This window comes from Actinoplanes sp. NPDC049599 (assembly GCF_044465625.1).
In the GTDB taxonomy this organism is placed as follows: Bacteria; Actinomycetota; Actinomycetes; order Mycobacteriales; family Micromonosporaceae; genus Actinoplanes.
The window spans coordinates 22,234-38,209 of record NZ_JBITLX010000050.1 but is presented as its reverse complement, the minus strand read 5'-3'; the positions used below and the strand labels follow the sequence as shown (position 1 = coordinate 38,209).

Below are 15,976 nucleotides of genomic sequence, written 5' to 3'. Positions count from 1 at the left end.
CCGCGATCTGGCACAACTGGCGCATCAACGCCGACGTCAAGCGTTCCTTGATCGCGTACGACCACTGAACTCATAAGGAATCACTCGTCTAGAGGTTGGTGTCTCGCCAGAGGCGGGAGGGAGTGGCGTCGCAGAAGTACAGGACGACGGCCGTGCCCGGGCCGGCGCTCCCACCGGCAGGGGACAGGCACAGGCCGCTCGCGACGTTCCGGATGGACAGGTAGCTGGTGTTCGCCAGCGGCGCGAGCTGCCAGGCGCGCACCGGGTTGGTGTCGCAGGCGTACTGGACGACCACGGTGTTCAGGCCGGTGGCGCCGCCGGCCGGGGACAGGCACAGGTCACTGCCGACATTCCTCAGGTAGTAGCTGTCGTCGGTGCCGAAGGGGACCAGCCGCCAGAGCCGGGCGGGGTTACCGTCGCAGGCGTTCTGGACGGCTGTGGCGTTGCTGAGCTTGCTTTCCCCGGCGACGGTCAGGCACAGGCCGCCGCTGTTGGCGTTCGAGAACCGGTACGCGGGGAAGCGGTTCCACTTCCGGGCCGGGTGCTGGTCGCAGGTGTACTGCACGACGGTGGCGTTGAGCCCGGTGCTGCCGCCCGCCGGGGAGAGGCAGAGTTGGCTCTTCACGTTCCTGAGCTGGACACCGTCGCCGCTGCCGATGAGCTCCCAGGAGCGGGACTGGTCCTGGTCGCAGAAGTACTGCACGACGGTCACATTGAGGCCGGTGCCGCCGCCCGCGGGCGACAGGCACAGGGCCGTGCCGCGGTTCCTGATGGAGGAGAAACCCTCACCGCCGGGGCTGTCGACCAGCTCCCACGACCGGCTGGCGTGGCCGTCGCAGGAGTACTGGACGATCGTGACATTGAGGCCGGCACTGCCCCCGGCGGGGGAGAGGCAGAGACGGCTGCTGACGTTCTGGAACTTGAACCCGGGGCCGCCACCGCCGGCCCTGGCGGGCGCGGCCGTCAGGAAGCCGACGATCAGAGCGATCGCCGCGACCACCAGGACTGATCTGCGCCGGGATGGGCGGATGACAAGCATGACTGCCCTCTTTCGTCGACCCCCGACGGTACGGACAACCAACCCGTCGCTGATCCTCCTTTCGTGCCGGTGTCGCCCGGTGCCGTCCGGACCTCACCCGCCGGGGCACCAACTGGTCAATGTCGCCCGGCCGGGCTGACCGCCATCAGCACCTTGCGGCGGGAGCCGAGGGTGAAGGCGATCCCGCCCAGCGCGGCCGCCGCCCCGCTCAGGAGCAGCGTCGTGCGGTAGCCGAAGTGCTCGACCGACAGGCCGGACAGGATGCCGGAGACCAGCAGGCCGGCGATGGACGCGTTGGCGAACAGCGTGGTGGCGCGGCCGGTTGCCGGGGCGAGCAGGTCCTGGAAGTAGCGGATGCCGGCCGCACCGACGATCGCGATCCCCACGCCGCGGAGGACCTGGGCGGTCACCAGCATCGGCATGCCCGACGACCCGACCGTCAGGGCGTAGTAGCAGACGAAGGAGCCGAAGCCGCCGAGGATCAGCGCCCGTTGACTGACCCGGGCGGGCACCACGGCCAGCCCGAGCGTGGCGACCACCTCGACCGCGGCGCAGACGCTGAAGAGCACGCCGACCGAGGCGGGCTGCTGGTGCAGGGCACGTGTGACGAACAGCGGCAGCGCCAGGCCGCCCGCGAACATCGCGGTGAAGAACAGGGTGACGCTCACGGTGAGCAGCACCGGGGTGCCGCCCGGCGCCGAGCTCGCGGTCGGGACGGCCCCGGGCCGGGGCACGAGCAGGACCGTCAGCGCGGAGGCCAGGAACACCCCGGCGGCCGTCCACATCAGCCAGGAGTAGCCGCCGCGGGACAGGATCAGCGCGCCCAGCAGCGGGCCCACGGCCCACGCCAGGGACCAGGCCGAGCGCAGCAGCGGCGCCGAACGCTGCCCGGCGGCGCCCTCGCCGAGCACCGCGCGGGCCAGGGCGAACAGCTGCGGGAAGGCCGCACCCATCGCGCCGAGCACCGTGGCCGCCATCAGGATCAGCACCACGAAGCTCGACGCCCGGGGCAGCAGCAGATAGCCGGCCGCGCCCAGCAGCGTCACCACGATCGCGTACGTGCGCGCGGGCCGGCGGTCGAACAGCCGGCCCAGCCACCAGCTGATCGTGATCCCGGCGAGCGCGGACACCGAGGCCCACACGCCGATCTGCAGCGGCGAGAGCCCGACCACGTCGGCGCCGAACAGCACGATGTAGGAGTTGACCATCGCGTCCGCGATGCCGAGCAGGAGGACGGCGGCGGCGAGCGCGAGGAGGGGCACGTGATCTTCGTACCGGCCGGGTCGCCCCCGGCGATACCCATTTACGGGCCGGTAGGCTGGGCTCGGGAGGCTGAGATGGCTCAACACGGCTGGCAGGCGCTCCGGGCCATGATCGCCACAGCGGCCGTCATGGCGGCGCTGGCCTGCAGTCCCTCGGACGGGCCCGGGCCGGTGACGGAGTCCCCGTCGGCCCTGCCGGCGGGTGGCACCGGCACGGTGGAGATCGGCGGCCGGCGGGTCACCGTGCACGTCCCGGAGGACTACGGCCCGGCCCGGCCCGCGCCGCTGGTCATCGGCCTGCACGGATACACCTCCGACGCCGCGGAGCTGGAGTCGTACCTGCGGCTGACCCCCGAGTCGGAGCGGCTGGGATTCGTCTACGCCTACCCGGACGGGTCCGTCAACGACCGGGGCGAGCGCTTCTGGAACGCCACCGACGCCTGCTGCGCGTTCGGCGGTCCGCAACCCGACGACTCGCGGTACCTCAGCGAGCTGATCTCCACGATCCAGGGCACCTACCGGATAGACCGCGCCCGCGTCTACCTGATCGGCCACTCCAACGGCGGGTTCATGGCGTTCCGGATGGCCTGTGACCACGCCGACCAGATCGCCGCGATCGTCTCCCTCAACGCCGCGAGCTGGAACGACCCCGCACGATGCCGGCCGTCCGAGCCGGTGAGCGTGCTGGCCGTCCACAGCAGCACCGACGAGACCATCGCGTTCGGCGGCGGCCTCATCGGCGGCGCCGCCTACCCGTCGGCGGCCGGCACGGTCACCCAATGGCTGGGCTTCAACGGGTGCGCCCCGGCCGGCCGGGACGCGCCGAAGCTCGATCTGGTCGCCGACCTGCCGGCCGCCGAGACCTCGGTACGCAGCTACGCGCGGGGTTGCGCCGCCGGGTCGACCGTGCAGCAGTGGACGATCAACGGTGGCCCGCACGTGCCCCAGCTGGGTTCGGCCTTCACCCCGGCCGTGGCCGACTTCCTGCTCTCCCGGGCCAAACCTGCCCGGTAACCGGGTTCGGGACGGAAGTCCCTGGCACGTCACCGCGGAGAGGGCCAATGTCAACGGTGACGCGGAGGTGCCACATGACCTATCACATCGAGACCCGTAGCCTGACCGCCCAGCCCACCGCGGTCATCCGGTCCAGCATGCCGGTCGCCCAGCTGCGCGGCTGGCTCGCCGGCGCGTACCAGGAGCTCGACCGCTACCTGGCGGAGCAGGGGATCAGTGCGGTCGGGCCGCCGTTCGCCCGGTACGCCTTCCACGGGGCCGTCGTCGACGTGGAGGCCGGTTTCCCGGTCCCCGGGCCGGTGCCCGACAGCGGCCGCTGGGTCACGGCGTCGCGGCTGCCCGCCGGACCGGTGGCGGTCGCCGTCCACGAGGGCCACTACCAGGATCTTGGGCTTGCCTACCAGGCCGTCACCGGCTGGTTGAAGGAGCGGGGCCTCGAGCCTGCCGGGCCGCACTGGGACGTGTACTACACGAATCTCGCCGCCCAGCCGGACACCGCCACGTGGCGGACGGATGTGGTGGCGCCGTACCGGATCGGTTGACCGCGACCTTTTGGGGGTCGCCTGGGAGCGGCGTCGCACATAGCATGGCGAGCGGGCCGCCTTTGGGAGCGCTCCCAAATCTGGCCGGCAAGGCGCCGGACCGGCGGTCGCGGGAGAGGGGAATTTGGTGCGCTACGGACACTTCGACGACGAACGGCGTGAGTACGTCATCGACCGGCCCGACACGCCGCTGCCCTGGATCAACTATCTGGGCACCGAGGAGTATTTCGGCATCATCTCCAACACCGCGGGCGGGTATTCGTTCTACCGCGACGCCCGGCTGCGGCGGCTCACCCGGTACCGCTACAACAACGCGCCGTTCGACCTCGGTGGCCGCTACCTGTACGTGCGGGACGACGCCACCGGAGACTTCTGGTCGCCGTCGTGGCAGCCGACGCGCAGCCCGCTGGACTCCTACGAGTGCCGGCACGGCCTGTCGTACACCCGGATCGTCTCCGCCCGGGGCGGGATCCGGGCCGAGACGCTCTCCTTCGTGCCGCTCGGCGAGACCCTCGAGGTGTGGCGGGTCCGGGTCACCAACGAGCGCGACACGGCGGCCGAGCTCTCGCTCTTCTCCTCGATCGAGTTCTGCCTCTGGGACGCCCAGGACGACGCGACCAACTTCCAGCGCAACTTCTCCACCGGCCAGGTCGAGGTGGCCGACGGGGTGATCTACCACAAGACCGAGTACCGGGAGCGGCGTGACCACTTCGCGTACTTCGCCTGCTCGGAGCCGCTCGCCGGGTTCGACACCCAGCGGGGCACCTTCCTCGGCGCCTACCGCGGCTGGGACCAGCCGGCGGCGGTCGAGCGCGGCGCGGCCTTCGACTCGGTGGCGCACGGCTGGGCGCCGATCGGCAGCCACCACGTGCGGATCGGCCTGGCGCCGGGGGAGACCCGCGAAGTGATCTTCGTGCTCGGCTACGCGGAGAACCCGCGCGCCGAGAAGTTCGACCCGCCCGGGTCGCAGACGCTCAACAAGCGGTACGTCCGCCCGGTCATCGAGCGCTGGCTGCGGCCGGAGACGGTCGCGGAGGGCCTCGCGGCCCTCGGCGCCTACTGGGACCGGTTGCTCGGCAGCCTGCGCGTGACGACCCCGGACGCGGACACCGACCGGATGGTCAACATCTGGAACGCGTACCAGTGCATGGTCACCTTCAACATGAGCCGGTCGGCGTCGTTCTTCGAGTCCGGGATCGGCCGCGGCATGGGCTTCCGCGACTCCAACCAGGATCTGCTCGGCTTCGTCCACATGATTCCCGAGCGCGCCCGGGAACGGATCCTGGACATCGCCGCCACCCAGACGGACACCGGCGGGGCCTACCACCAGTACCAGCCGCTGACCAAGCGGGGGAACAACGACATCGGCTCCGGCTTCAACGACGACCCGCTGTGGCTGGTGCTCGGCGTCTCCGCGTACGTCAAGGAGACCGGCGACGAGACGATCCTGGACGCGCCGGTGCCGTTCGACAACGTGCCGGGCAGCGAGGCGCCGCTGTACGAGCACCTGCGCCGCTCCGTGCGCTACACCCAGGACCGGCTCGGCCCGCACGGCCTGCCGCTCATCGGGCGGGCCGACTGGAACGACTGCCTCAACCTCAACTGCTTCTCCGACACCCCGGGCGAGCCGTTCCAGACCACCGAGAACGCCAGCGGCGGGGCGGCCGAATCGGTCTTCATCGCCGGGCAGTTCGTGCTGGCCGCCAAGGAACTGGCCGCGATCGCCGAGCTGCGCGGCCTCGACGAGGAGGTGGCCGAGTACCGCGCCGCCGCGGAGAAGATGACCGGCGCGATCGTCGAGCACGGCTGGGACGGCGCCTGGTTCCGCCGGGCGTACGACTTCCACGGCCGCCCGGTCGGCTCCGGCGAGGACACCGAGGGCCAGATCTTCATCGAGCCGCAGGGCATGTGCGTGCTCGGCGGCGTCGGCCTGGACGACGGGCTGGCCGTGCAGGCGCTGCGCAGCGTGGCGGAGCGGCTGGCCACCCCGCACGGCATCATCCTGCAGCAGCCGGCGTACTCCAGCTACCGGATCGAGCTGGGCGAGATCTCCTCCTACCCGCCCGGCTACAAGGAGAACGCCGGCATCTTCTGCCACACCAACCCGTGGATCATGATCGCCGAGGCGATGGTGGGCAACGGCGACCGCGCCTTCGACTACTACCGGCGGCTCAACCCCTCCGTCCGCGAGGAGATCAGCGACGTGCACCGGTGCGAGCCGTACGTGTACGCCCAGATGATCGCCGGCCGGGACGCGCCGACCCACGGCGAGGCGAAGAACTCCTGGCTCTCCGGCACGGCGGCGTGGAACTTCGTGGCGATCACCCAGTGGATCCTCGGCATCCGCCCGGAGCTGACCGGGCTGCGCATCGACCCGGTGCTGCCCGCGGAGTGGCCCGGCTTCCAGGCCACCCGGAACTTCCGCGGCGCCACGTACGAGATCACCGTCCGCAAGGCAGCCGGAGCGACCGGGCGGGTCACCGGCCTGCTCGTGGACGGCGAACGGGTGGAAGGCACGATCGTGCCGCCCGCGCCGGGCGGCGCGGTGGTCCGGGTGGAAGCCGTCATCGAGGGCTGACCACCGCCGCACGTCCCCGCCCGGCCCCGCGACGGAGCATCATGTCGCGGGGCCGGGCGTACGCCTTCCTGCCGAGGTGCCGGCGTCCTGCTGGTAGACGTCCGGGATGTCGTCGCCGTCGGCGTCGGCGTTCTCCGCCTCGTAGATGCGCCGGTACGTGCGGTTGCGCAGCCGCAGGATGACGGCAGCCAGCAGCGCGGCGGCCAGGGACCCGGTGAGAACCGCGACCTTGACGTGATCGTCGCGGTCGCTGCCGATGCCGAAGGCCAGTTCCCCGATCAGCAGCGACACGGTGAACCCGATGCCGGCCAGCACCGCGAGGCCGAACACGTCGATCCACCCGAAGCCGGCGTCCATCCTGGCCCGGGTGAAGCGGGTGGTGAGCCAGGTCGCGGCGGTGATGCCGATCGGCTTGCCGACGACCAGCCCGACCATGATGCCCACCGCCACCGGGTCGGTGAGGGCCGAACCCAGCCCGCTGAGCCCGCCGACGGCCACACCGGCCGACATCAGGGCGAAGACCGGCACGGCGAAGCCGGCGGAGATCGGCCGGAAGCGGTGCTCGAAGTGCTCGGCCAGGCCGGTCCCGGCCGCCGGGCCGCCGGCCTTACGGCTGCGCAGCACCGGTACGGCGAAGCCGAGCAGCACCCCGGCGACGGTCGCGTGGACACCGGAGGCGTGCATCAGCGTCCAGGTGGCGACGGCCAGCGGCAGCAGCAGCCACCAGGACCGCACCCGGCGCTGGACCAGGACGGTGAACGCCGCCAGCGGCACGAACGCCGCGAGCAGCGGCAGCACCGACAGGCTCGCGGTGTAGAACACGGCGATGATGACGATGGCGAGCAGGTCGTCGACCACGGCCAGGGTCAGCAGGAACGTGCGCATCGCGTGCGGCAGGCACCGGCCGATCACCGCCAGGACGGCCAGCGCGAAGGCGATGTCCGTGGCCGTCGGGATCGCCCAGCCCTGGCTGTCGCCGCCACTGGCACTGAGGTTGACCACCAGGTAGAGCAGGGCGGGCACCAGCACGCCACCGACGGCCGCGGCGATCGGCACGGCCGCCCGGCGCGGGTCGCGCAGGTCGCCGGCGACGAATTCGCGCTTGAGTTCCAGCCCCGCGACGAAGAAGAAGATCGCCAGCAGCCCGTCGGCGGCCCAGGTCGCCACCGACAGGTCCAGATGCAGAGCCGCCGGCCCGAAGGTGAACCCGCGCATCGCCTCGTAGCCGTCTGACCAGGGAGAATTCGCCCAGATCAGGGCTGCGACGGCCCCGGCGAGCAGCAGCATCCCGCCGATGGTCTCCTGGCGGAGGATGTCGCCGATCCGGCGGGCCTCCAGCCAGGATCCGCGGCCGAACAAGCGAGGACCACGGTCGGGCGCGTCAGACATGGGGTGCTCCAGTTTTCGGGGTCGGGTCGGACGTTGCCGACCAGACTTCCCGGCGCACCGGTAGCAACCCTACCGTGACACGAGCGCCGCCGCCGGACAGACGGCTCCCGGACTGGACCGAGGCGAGGGTCCGCAGCGGGGCGGTGCCGGAGGCAATCGAGCAACCAGCATGTCCGTGCGCTGTCAGGGCGCCGTTGCCAGAACGCAGTCGCGACGGCGCCGCGCTGACCACCGATCGTCCGCGGTGGCCGGCGCTGAGCTCAGGGGCGGATCCTGCGCATGCACCTGACATGCGCGCTGACGTCCACGGTCACGACCTCCCAGCCGCGGGCCTCCAGCAGCTCCACCGCGGACGGCAGCTGGTCGGGCGGGCCGTTGTTGCCGGTCTTCAACCGGAAACCGCCGCCGGAGAACAACGACGACGCCGACGGCGTGACGTAGATCCGCCTTGTGTCCGCACTGATCGTGTGCGAGCGCCATCGTGTGGTGATTCGACTGCGGTGACTCCGGGCGGTCAAGATGGCATTCGGATGGCCGTTCGTGTCGCGATTCGGGATCGTTGCGGTGATCGAGGTCACGGCGTGATTCATGCGCGGACGGGGTTGCCGTGGAGGTTGCCGTCGCCGCAGGGCCAGGGTCCGTTGTCGAGTTGCGCAAGGCCGGTGCTGTCGAAGAGGAGCAGTTCGTCGTGCAGGCTGAAGACGACGCGGCCGCGTTCGAGTAGCAGGATTCTGCTCATCACGGCTCGGTCGTCGTCCTGGGTGAACAGCGTCCGGGCTTGGAGATCGGGGCTGACGGCCAGAAGCTTGCCGTCGCGCCAGAGCACGGCCGTGCCTTCGGCGTCCAGCGCCGGATAGGTGGTGTAGTAGCCGCTCAGCAGCGGGCCGTCGCTCATGGAGCTGTCGGGGTTGAGGACACGGAACCGGGACCGCGACGGAGTGACGTTCTCCGATTCGGCGCCGCTGATGGTGCCGTGACGGTCGACGAGCATCATGCCGTGACTGGGCCAGGTCTGTTGCGTGTGCCCGTCCGGGTCGTAGTGCGTTGTCGTGAACGCACCGTAGCCTTGCTGCCCGATGAGGAACGACCCGGGTCCGGTGATGGCCTTGTGCATATAAGGGCCCGGTGGGGTGGTGATCACGATCCCGCCGGTGGTGGCATCGAAGATCGTGCAGACGCCGATGCCGCCCCGGCCATCGGTGATGTCGGCCAGTACTCGGTTGGCGGAGATGAGCAGCGGCTCCCGGTAGCCGACCGAGATGGTTTGTGGTCGCCACGGCTTCTTCGGACGCCGTTCCCAGCCGGTGTCCACGCCCGCTTCCACGACGCCGGGGAAGGACAGTTCGGTGAGGGCGAGCGGTGTGGACCAGATGGTGGCGCCGGCCTGGGTGTGGCGGGCGACGCGGGGAGCCCGACCGGGTGGAACTTGACGGTAAGGGCCGGCTGGTAGCCAGATCGTGCAGAAGCCGTCGGGGAGCAGGACGAAGGCGCCGAGGTGTTCGTCGGCTTGATGCTCAGGGACGACCGAGCCGACGACCTGGCCGTCGGGGCCCAGTTCGGTGAAGGTGTGACCGGTGGGGCCGAGGTGCGACAGCCAGACCGTGCCGGCCGGGGTGACTCGCGGCGGGCGGGGACGCCCTTCGAAGGTCCGTTGCCAGATGACCCTGCCTGCGGGGTCGGCGGCGGTGAGCACCGTGGCGTCGAGGTTGCGTCCGGCGAAGCTGGTCACGAAGATCGGGCCGGCCGGGTCGTGGGTCGCGAGGCCCCAGACCTGCCCTGGCATGACCGTTCGGTCTGGGCTCATTCGCGGTTGACCCTTTCGATGCGTTGCCGTCAGCACGATAGTGCTCAGGGCCGCGCTCAGCACGGGCCGATCTGGGTGCTGCGCGTCGGTAGACGCCTCACATCGGCTGCTGCCGGGCCGACAGTTCGGAGGCGGGTGATCTCGTCGTGCTGAGCGGCGAGCCGAGACAGTGCCTCGGTTTCTGAATGCGGCGAGTTCGGCGATCGTTTCGTCGCGTTCGGTCAGCCGTTCACGCAGGGCAGGTCGATGCGGGGCGGCTGCTGTTCTCGCTCGTCGGACCGCCCGCACCGGCGCCTACCCGAGCGTCATGGCCGATCCCGCGGCCGCGGGCGGCCTCGCCGGGCTGGCCGCCAACCCCGCCATCCGCACCCTGTTCGGCGAGCCGCTCGCCCTCGACCGCGCCGGCGGGTTCACGGTGTGGCGGGTCGGCACCTTCCTGGCCGTGCTGCTCGCCGCGTGGGCGATCCTGGTCACCACCCGGATCACCCGCGGCGACGAGGACGCCGGCCGGTGGGACGTGCTGCTGGCCGTCGTCCTCGGTTGCTGCTGCTCGGCACGGTCGAGACGTTCGCGGTGCGGCGCATGGGGTGATCCTGCGGGCCGGGCGAGGACTTCGGAGCGGTCACAGCACGTGCTGGCCGTACATCTCCCCGAGCGGGTCGGCGATCAGTTCGAGCCGTGCGCCGTCGGGGTCGCGGAAGTAGACCGAGACGCCGCTGTGCACCTCGTGGTCGACGCCGGCCTCGGTGAGCCGCTCGATGAGCTGCCGCCAGCGCTCGGGATCGACGCTGATCGCCACGTGGTGCAGGCCGCCCAGGACCTCGGCGTAGGGGCCGACGTCGAGGCCGGGGAAGTCGAAGAACGCGAGGAGGTTGTTGTTGCCGATGTCGAAGAAGAAGTGCGAGGAGCCCGCGTAGTCGCGGTTCTCGATGAGCTCGGTGAGCGGGAAGCCGAGCAGGTCCTGGTAGAAGCGGACGGTCCGTTCGACGTCGCTGCTGATCAGGGCGGCGTGGTGCAGCCCGCGGGCGGTGGAGCGGGGACGCTCGCCGGCCGGCCTCAGGTGGGCGGCCCGGATGCGCGCGCGGTCCGGAAGGGAAGCTGTCATCGGGGGCGTCCTCTCGGAGCGTCGGTCGTCGTCCAACGTACTCCGCGGGGTTCGCCGGCGCGGGGCGCTGGGCCGCGTACATCGCGTCGTCCGCCTCCGCAGCAGCGCGTCGGCGTCCGTCGGTGAGCGCGAGGAAGGTGAGGAAGCCGTCCTACCCCTCGGCGGCGGTGAGCAGCCGGACGACCTGGTCGACGTAGCGGTGGCGGTCCGCCTCGGTGCCGGGCAGAGTGCCGGGCGCGACGTGCGCCAGCTGGGCATAACCCAGGTACGCGGTGACCGCCAGCAGCCCGCGGCGCCGGGCCTCCGCGGCCGGCCAGCCGAGGGCCGCGAACAGGCCCGCGGTGTACGCCACCCGCCGCTCGGTGACCCGGGCGAGCACCGGGGCGACGTGCGGGTGATCGGCCGTGGCCAGCATCGCCAGCTCGATGGAGCCGTCCTCCTGCGGCACCGTGGAGTGCAGCACCAGGCCGATGAGCAGCCGGAGCCGGGCCAGCGGGTCGGGCTCGGCGTCGACGAGGCCGATCACCGCCTCGGTGTGATCGCGTTCCCAGCGCAGCACGGCCGCCTCGATCAGGGCGTCCCGGTTGGCGAAGTGCCAGTAGAAGCTGCCCTTCGTGGCGCCGAGCCGGGCCGCGAGGGGCTCGACCGCGACCGCCGCGAGGCCGCCGCCGGCCATCGCCTCCAGCGCTGCCGAGGTCCAGTCGTCGGCCGTCAGCCGGGGTGTCGTCCGCTTGCCGTGGGGGTGCCGGGCCGGTCGCTCGCTCACCACCGTACGGTACCGTACGGGAAACATACGGAACCGTATGGAGGCGACGATGACTGCCATGGTGTGCAACGTCCACGAACGGGCACTGCCGGTTGCCGCGGCGGAGGTGGGCCGGCTGCTGGACCGGATGGGCGCCGCCGACGACCCGCTCTGGCCCGCACCCGCCTGGGTGCCGGTGCGGTTCGACCGGCCGCTCGCCGTCGGTGCCGACGGCGGCCACGGACCCGTCCGCTACCACGTCACCGGGTACGAGCCGGGCCGCCGGGTCGAGCTGACCTTCCACCCGCGCACCGGCCTGATCGGCACGCACACCCTGGAGGTCGAGGAACGTGGCCCGCACGCCTGCGTGCTGCGGCACCGGCTGACCGCCCGGCCGGTCGGCCGCATGCGGCTGCTCTGGCCGGCCCTGGTGGGGGTCTGCCACGACACCGTCATCGAGCATCTGCTGGACAACGCCGAACGTGTCGTGACCGGCGCCGTGGCCCACCCCGTCCGCTACCCGTGGCGGGCCCGGCTCGCCGTCGGCCTGGAGAGCGCCCGGGTCCGTGCCGTGCCGGTCCCCGCCGCCGCGACCCTGCTGCACGACTCCCTCCGCCGGCCCGAACTGGCCGACGCCTTCGCGCTGCGGGTGCCACCGGGCACGACCACCGACCCGCAGGACTGGGCGGACGCGGTGTTCCGGAACCCGCCCCGGGTCGTGGTCGCGCTGCTGCGCCTGCGGAACCGGCTGGTCGGCCCGCTCGGGATCGAGCGCGGCGACGCCTCGGCCTTCGACACGATCACCCGCAACGACCGGGAGGTGCTGCTCGGCACCGACGCCGGCCACCTGGACTTCCGGGCCGGCGTGCTGGTCCAGGCCGACCCCGACGGCACGACGGTGACCGTGGCCACGCTGGCGGCGACCCGGTCCCGGGCCGGTCGCGGCTATCTCGCCGTCGTGCGCCTGGTGCATCCCCTGGTGGTCAGGGCGATGCTGCGCCACGCCGGCCGAGCCACCGTCGCCCCGTGGCGGTCCACCGGCCGGGCGCGGACGCCCGCCTGATCAAGGGGGCGTCACACGGTGCCGGTGACAACCAGGTTCTGCGCCGGGTCTCCGTCCCCGGGCGGCGGGTCGTCCGGGTCCTGCGGTGGGTCCGTCGGCTCGGTGGGTGGTTCGGTGGTGGCCGGGGGATCGGACGGCTCCGGGTCCGGCTCCGCCGAGGTCGGCGGCGGGTCGCTCGGCGTGGGGCCGGGCCCCGCCGGCGGGGTCGTCGGCGCGGTGGTCGGTGCCTCGCTCGACGGCGTCGGCCGCGGCTTCGACTGCTGCGGCGGCGGCGCGGCGTCACGGGTCCAGGTGTCGGTGACCCGGCGGGCCGGGCGCTCGTCGCCGGCCTTGGCGTCGGGCCCCGGCTGGGTCGCGGTCGGCGCCGGGGTGATGACGGGCCGCGGCGCCGGGGGCGCGGGGGCGCCGTCGACGGCGGCCTCCGCCTGCCGCCCGCCCGGCGTCGAATACCCGTTGGCGACCTGCAGCCCGATGATGCTCACGAAGGCCGCGGCCACGGCGATCGACGCCGTGATGGGTGCGCGGCTGCGGGAGCGCTTGCGCCGCACCGGCGGGACGGTGCGGGTGAGGACGGCTGCCGAGCGTACGGTCGGCGCGATGCCGGCGGCCCGCCGCAGGGTCCCGGCCACGTCGGCGGCCGCCGGGCGCCGGGCCGGGTCGTCGGCGACGCAGGCCTCGTACAGCCGGATGATCTCGCGGGGGAGCCCGGTGATGCCGGGCAGCCGCGGCGCCCGCTGCTGGTAGCGGCCGGCGAGGATCTCGCCGACGGTGGCGCCCGGCCAGGCGCGGGTGCCGGTCAGGCACTCGAACAGCAGCAGGCCGAGCGCGTAGACGTCGGCCGCGGGGTACGTCGGCTCGCCGCGCAGCTGCTCGGGCGCGAGGTGGGCCGGGGTGCCCCAGAGCCGCCCGTGGGTGTCGAAGCTGTCCTGACCGGCGAGGGCGGCGATGCCGAAGTCGAGAACCTTCACGCCGGCCGGGGTGAGCATGACGTTGCGGGGCTTCACGTCGCGGTGCACCAGGTCGCGGGCGTGCGCGGCGGCCAGCGCCGCGGCGACGTCCGCGCAGACCTCGGCGGCCCGGGGCCAGTCGAGCGCACCGGTCGCGGCGAGCCGGTCGGCGAGGGTGTCACCCTCGAGGAATTCCATGACCAGGTACGGCAGCCGCTGACCGGCGTCGTCGGCCTCGCCGTAGTCGTAGACCCGGGCGACGTTGGGGTGGCTGAGCGCCGCGGCGGCCCGTGCCTCGCGCAGCACATCGAGCGACGGCGCGCCGCCGTCCGGCCGGTACGGCGTGAACAGCTTGATCGCGACGCGGCGTTTCAGCGTACGGTCGTAGCCGCTGTGCACGACGGCGCTGCCGCCGTGGCCGACCGCCTGCTCGACCCGGTAACGACCCGCCAACGAGCGCATGGTGTTCCCTCCTGGCCGTCGCGCGGATCCGTCACCCGTAGTGTGGATCTTCCGAGACATTGATCTGGCTGTGAGTGTCGCATGTCATACCCAGGCGCGCACCCGTCGCTCCACGTCGCGGGACCGGCAGCCGGAAAGGGGAAACCGTGAAGAGCACCGCAGACCTCTACGACGAGCACGGCGAGCAGCTCGGCTCCTGCGACACCCAGCTGCGCCAGTACGGCGGCCGGCCCGCGTTCCACGGCCCGGCGGTGACGGTCGCCTGCTTCGAGGACAACGCCTTGCTCAAGTCCGTGCTGAGCGAGCCCGGCGCGGGCCGGGTGCTGGTCGTCGACGGCGGCGGCTCGGTGCACTGCGCGCTGCTGGGCGACATCATCGGCGGGCTGGCGGTGGACCACGGCTGGGCCGGCGTGATCATCAACGGCGCGGTCCGCGACGTGGCGGCCCTGCGGCAGCTGCCGATCGGGATCAAGGCGCTGGGCGCCAACCCCCGCAAGAGCACCAAGACGGGGGCCGGGCAGCGCGACGTGGTGATCGAGTTCGGCGGCTGCCGGTTCACGCCGGGCGCGCAGGTCGTGAGCGACGAGGACGGCATCGTCGTGTTCCACCCGCCCGCCGCCTGATCTGCGCCTCCTGTTCAGCGCGCCGAGCAGAAGGCGCGCAGGGCCGCCTCGTCGGCGGGGCTCATCCACTCGTAGGTGCCGCGCAGCTGGTCGGCCCGCTGGTCGACGGTCGTGACCGTGGCCGCCATGTCGCCCCAGGGCATGCCGATGTGCAGCAGGGTGCGCACGATGCCGGGTGGCAGGTGGACACCCCCGGCGGGCGCGGCGCGCAGCAGCAGGCCGCTGGTGGACACGTCCTCGACCTGGCCGGACACCGCCACCAGCCGGCGGCCCGGTTCGGTGTCGAGCTGGGCGGTGCCGGTCACCGCGTACGTGCCGGGGCGCCGCGCGGCGCCGCGTCGCTGGACCACGTCGGTGGGTGGCTCGCCGGTCAGGGTGAGCACGCCGTCGCGCAGTTCCGCCTCGACCCAGGTGACGCCGGCGCTGCTGACCAGCTCGAGGATGCCGAAGCGGCGGGTGCCCGGGCCGTCCGGGCCGAGCACCGGGATCGGTGGCAACTCGGCCACGAACGCCGCGCTGACGTCGGCCACCGCGATCAGCGTGAGCGGCTGCTCACCCGGGCACCGCAGCACGAGCGAGCTGCCCGCCATGACCGTGACCATCGGATCTCCCCGCTCGTTGGGTCGGCTTTCCCGCACGGTCTCACGGCCGCCGGCCGGCCGGCGGCTCCGTCGCCGACCGTCACGCTCCCGGCGTACCCCGCCCGGGCCGCGCGTTCCGCAACGAGGTGCGGCACACGCGACGGGACTTCGGACTCTGCCGTTCGGCGAACGGCAGCCGCACCGTGGGAAGGGAGTTCTTCCAGTCACCATGAGTGAGGAGGCTGGGGAGATGACCACCGAGACCATCCAGATCCTGGATCCCCGCACGGGCAAGGTGCTGCGGCACTGCCGTGGCCCGACAGCGGCGGGAACCTGTCCGCTGGCCGGCCCGGACGGCGTCGTACCGTGCGCCGGCTCGATGATCGCGCCGTTGCACGGCGATGCCCAGTACTGGCCGCTGCACGTTCCCCCCGATTACCGGCACTGCGACGTCCCGTGGAACGAGCGGGCCCTGTCCTGTCTGCGGAAGGCGGACGACTGCCGGCGCCGCTGGGACGAGGGCCTGGACCGGGAGATCTGGCGGGTGAAGACACTGGCTGCCGCTCGCGACCCGCGGTACCGGAACATGACGTCGGCGGAGCTCAGGGCGACCGCCCGCTGGCGGTGGCGGCTCTCCGCGGCCGGGCAGGCGCTCCGCAAATCGGAGCAGAACTCCAGGGCCAGGGCCGAGCAGTACCTCGACCTGGTCAGGTTCCGCCGCAGGACCGGCTCCGTGTCCGAGTGGCATGTCCAGGACGGGGCGTGCCGAACGCCCTGAGCAGGTCAGGGCCGTAGGCCGTCGGCCCGGGGCCGTTGCGCCGT

At 72.4% G+C, this 15,976-nt stretch carries 15 protein-coding genes; 6 read left to right on the top strand and 9 right to left on the bottom strand.

The window, feature by feature from the left end; translation table 11 throughout:
* Positions 1 to 88: 88 nt before the first annotated feature.
* Together ACIBQZ_RS42295 and ACIBQZ_RS42290 are read right to left on the bottom strand one after the other, a co-directional pair.
* On the bottom strand, positions 89 to 1,039 hold the full coding sequence (locus ACIBQZ_RS42295) for an RICIN domain-containing protein (protein WP_396094604.1): 951 nt from the start codon (positions 1,037 to 1,039) through the stop codon (positions 89 to 91).
* Between the two features lie 116 nt (positions 1,040 to 1,155).
* A complete protein-coding gene (locus tag ACIBQZ_RS42290) occupies positions 1,156 to 2,301 on the bottom strand; it encodes an MFS transporter (RefSeq protein WP_396094603.1) in 1,146 nt (381 codons plus the stop codon).
* Positions 2,302 to 2,376: 75 nt separating this feature from the next.
* Here ACIBQZ_RS42290 and ACIBQZ_RS42285 point away from each other — a divergent pair, with 75 nt between their 5' ends.
* From ACIBQZ_RS42285 to ACIBQZ_RS42275, 3 genes are all read left to right on the top strand, one after another.
* On the top strand, positions 2,377 to 3,315 hold the full coding sequence (locus ACIBQZ_RS42285; RefSeq protein ID WP_396094602.1) for an alpha/beta hydrolase family esterase: 939 nt from the start codon (positions 2,377 to 2,379) through the stop codon (positions 3,313 to 3,315).
* A 74-nt stretch (positions 3,316 to 3,389) separates the two neighbouring features.
* A complete protein-coding gene (locus ACIBQZ_RS42280; protein WP_396094601.1) occupies positions 3,390 to 3,857 on the top strand; it encodes a GyrI-like domain-containing protein in 468 nt (155 codons plus the stop codon).
* 127 nt (positions 3,858 to 3,984) lie between these two features.
* Positions 3,985 to 6,435, top strand: a complete 2,451-nt coding sequence (locus ACIBQZ_RS42275; protein WP_396094600.1) for a GH36-type glycosyl hydrolase domain-containing protein — start codon at positions 3,985 to 3,987, stop codon at positions 6,433 to 6,435.
* 39 nt (positions 6,436 to 6,474) lie between these two features.
* On the opposite strand, the gene nhaA is transcribed toward ACIBQZ_RS42275, so the two are convergent.
* The 5 genes from nhaA to ACIBQZ_RS42250 form a co-directional block, all read right to left on the bottom strand.
* A complete protein-coding gene (gene nhaA / locus ACIBQZ_RS42270) occupies positions 6,475 to 7,824 on the bottom strand; it encodes a Na+/H+ antiporter NhaA (protein ID WP_396094599.1) in 1,350 nt (449 codons plus the stop codon).
* Positions 7,825 to 8,084: 260 nt separating this feature from the next.
* On the bottom strand, positions 8,085 to 8,402 hold the full coding sequence (locus ACIBQZ_RS42265; protein ID WP_396094598.1) for a hypothetical protein: 318 nt from the start codon (positions 8,400 to 8,402) through the stop codon (positions 8,085 to 8,087).
* A gap of 8 nt (positions 8,403 to 8,410) precedes the next feature.
* Complete coding sequence (locus ACIBQZ_RS42260; protein WP_396094597.1) at positions 8,411 to 9,691, bottom strand: hypothetical protein; 1,281 nt, start codon at positions 9,689 to 9,691, stop codon at positions 8,411 to 8,413.
* A gap of 559 nt (positions 9,692 to 10,250) precedes the next feature.
* Positions 10,251 to 10,733 (bottom strand): VOC family protein, encoded by a 483-nt coding sequence (locus tag ACIBQZ_RS42255; RefSeq protein ID WP_396094596.1) that lies wholly within the window; start codon positions 10,731 to 10,733, stop codon positions 10,251 to 10,253.
* A gap of 151 nt (positions 10,734 to 10,884) precedes the next feature.
* Entirely contained in the window at positions 10,885 to 11,499 is a 615-nt protein-coding gene (locus ACIBQZ_RS42250; RefSeq protein ID WP_396094595.1) for a TetR/AcrR family transcriptional regulator, read from the bottom strand.
* A gap of 49 nt (positions 11,500 to 11,548) precedes the next feature.
* On the opposite strand from ACIBQZ_RS42250, the gene ACIBQZ_RS42245 reads away from it, so the two are divergent.
* Positions 11,549 to 12,541 (top strand): DUF2867 domain-containing protein, encoded by a 993-nt coding sequence (locus ACIBQZ_RS42245; protein WP_396094594.1) that lies wholly within the window; start codon positions 11,549 to 11,551, stop codon positions 12,539 to 12,541.
* Positions 12,542 to 12,552: 11 nt separating this feature from the next.
* Here the strand turns inward: ACIBQZ_RS42245 and ACIBQZ_RS42240 are convergent, their stop codons facing one another.
* Positions 12,553 to 13,950, bottom strand: a complete 1,398-nt coding sequence (locus ACIBQZ_RS42240; RefSeq protein WP_396094593.1) for a serine/threonine-protein kinase — start codon at positions 13,948 to 13,950, stop codon at positions 12,553 to 12,555.
* A gap of 146 nt (positions 13,951 to 14,096) precedes the next feature.
* On the opposite strand from ACIBQZ_RS42240, the gene rraA reads away from it, so the two are divergent.
* Positions 14,097 to 14,573, top strand: a complete 477-nt coding sequence (gene rraA, locus ACIBQZ_RS42235; RefSeq protein WP_396094592.1) for a ribonuclease E activity regulator RraA — start codon at positions 14,097 to 14,099, stop codon at positions 14,571 to 14,573.
* A 14-nt stretch (positions 14,574 to 14,587) separates the two neighbouring features.
* On the opposite strand, the gene ACIBQZ_RS42230 is transcribed toward rraA, so the two are convergent.
* Complete coding sequence (locus ACIBQZ_RS42230) at positions 14,588 to 15,175, bottom strand: hypothetical protein (protein ID WP_396094591.1); 588 nt, start codon at positions 15,173 to 15,175, stop codon at positions 14,588 to 14,590.
* Positions 15,176 to 15,404: 229 nt separating this feature from the next.
* Here ACIBQZ_RS42230 and ACIBQZ_RS42225 point away from each other — a divergent pair, with 229 nt between their 5' ends.
* Positions 15,405 to 15,932 (top strand): hypothetical protein, encoded by a 528-nt coding sequence (locus ACIBQZ_RS42225; protein ID WP_396094590.1) that lies wholly within the window; start codon positions 15,405 to 15,407, stop codon positions 15,930 to 15,932.
* The last annotated feature ends 44 nt before the right edge of the window (positions 15,933 to 15,976 follow it).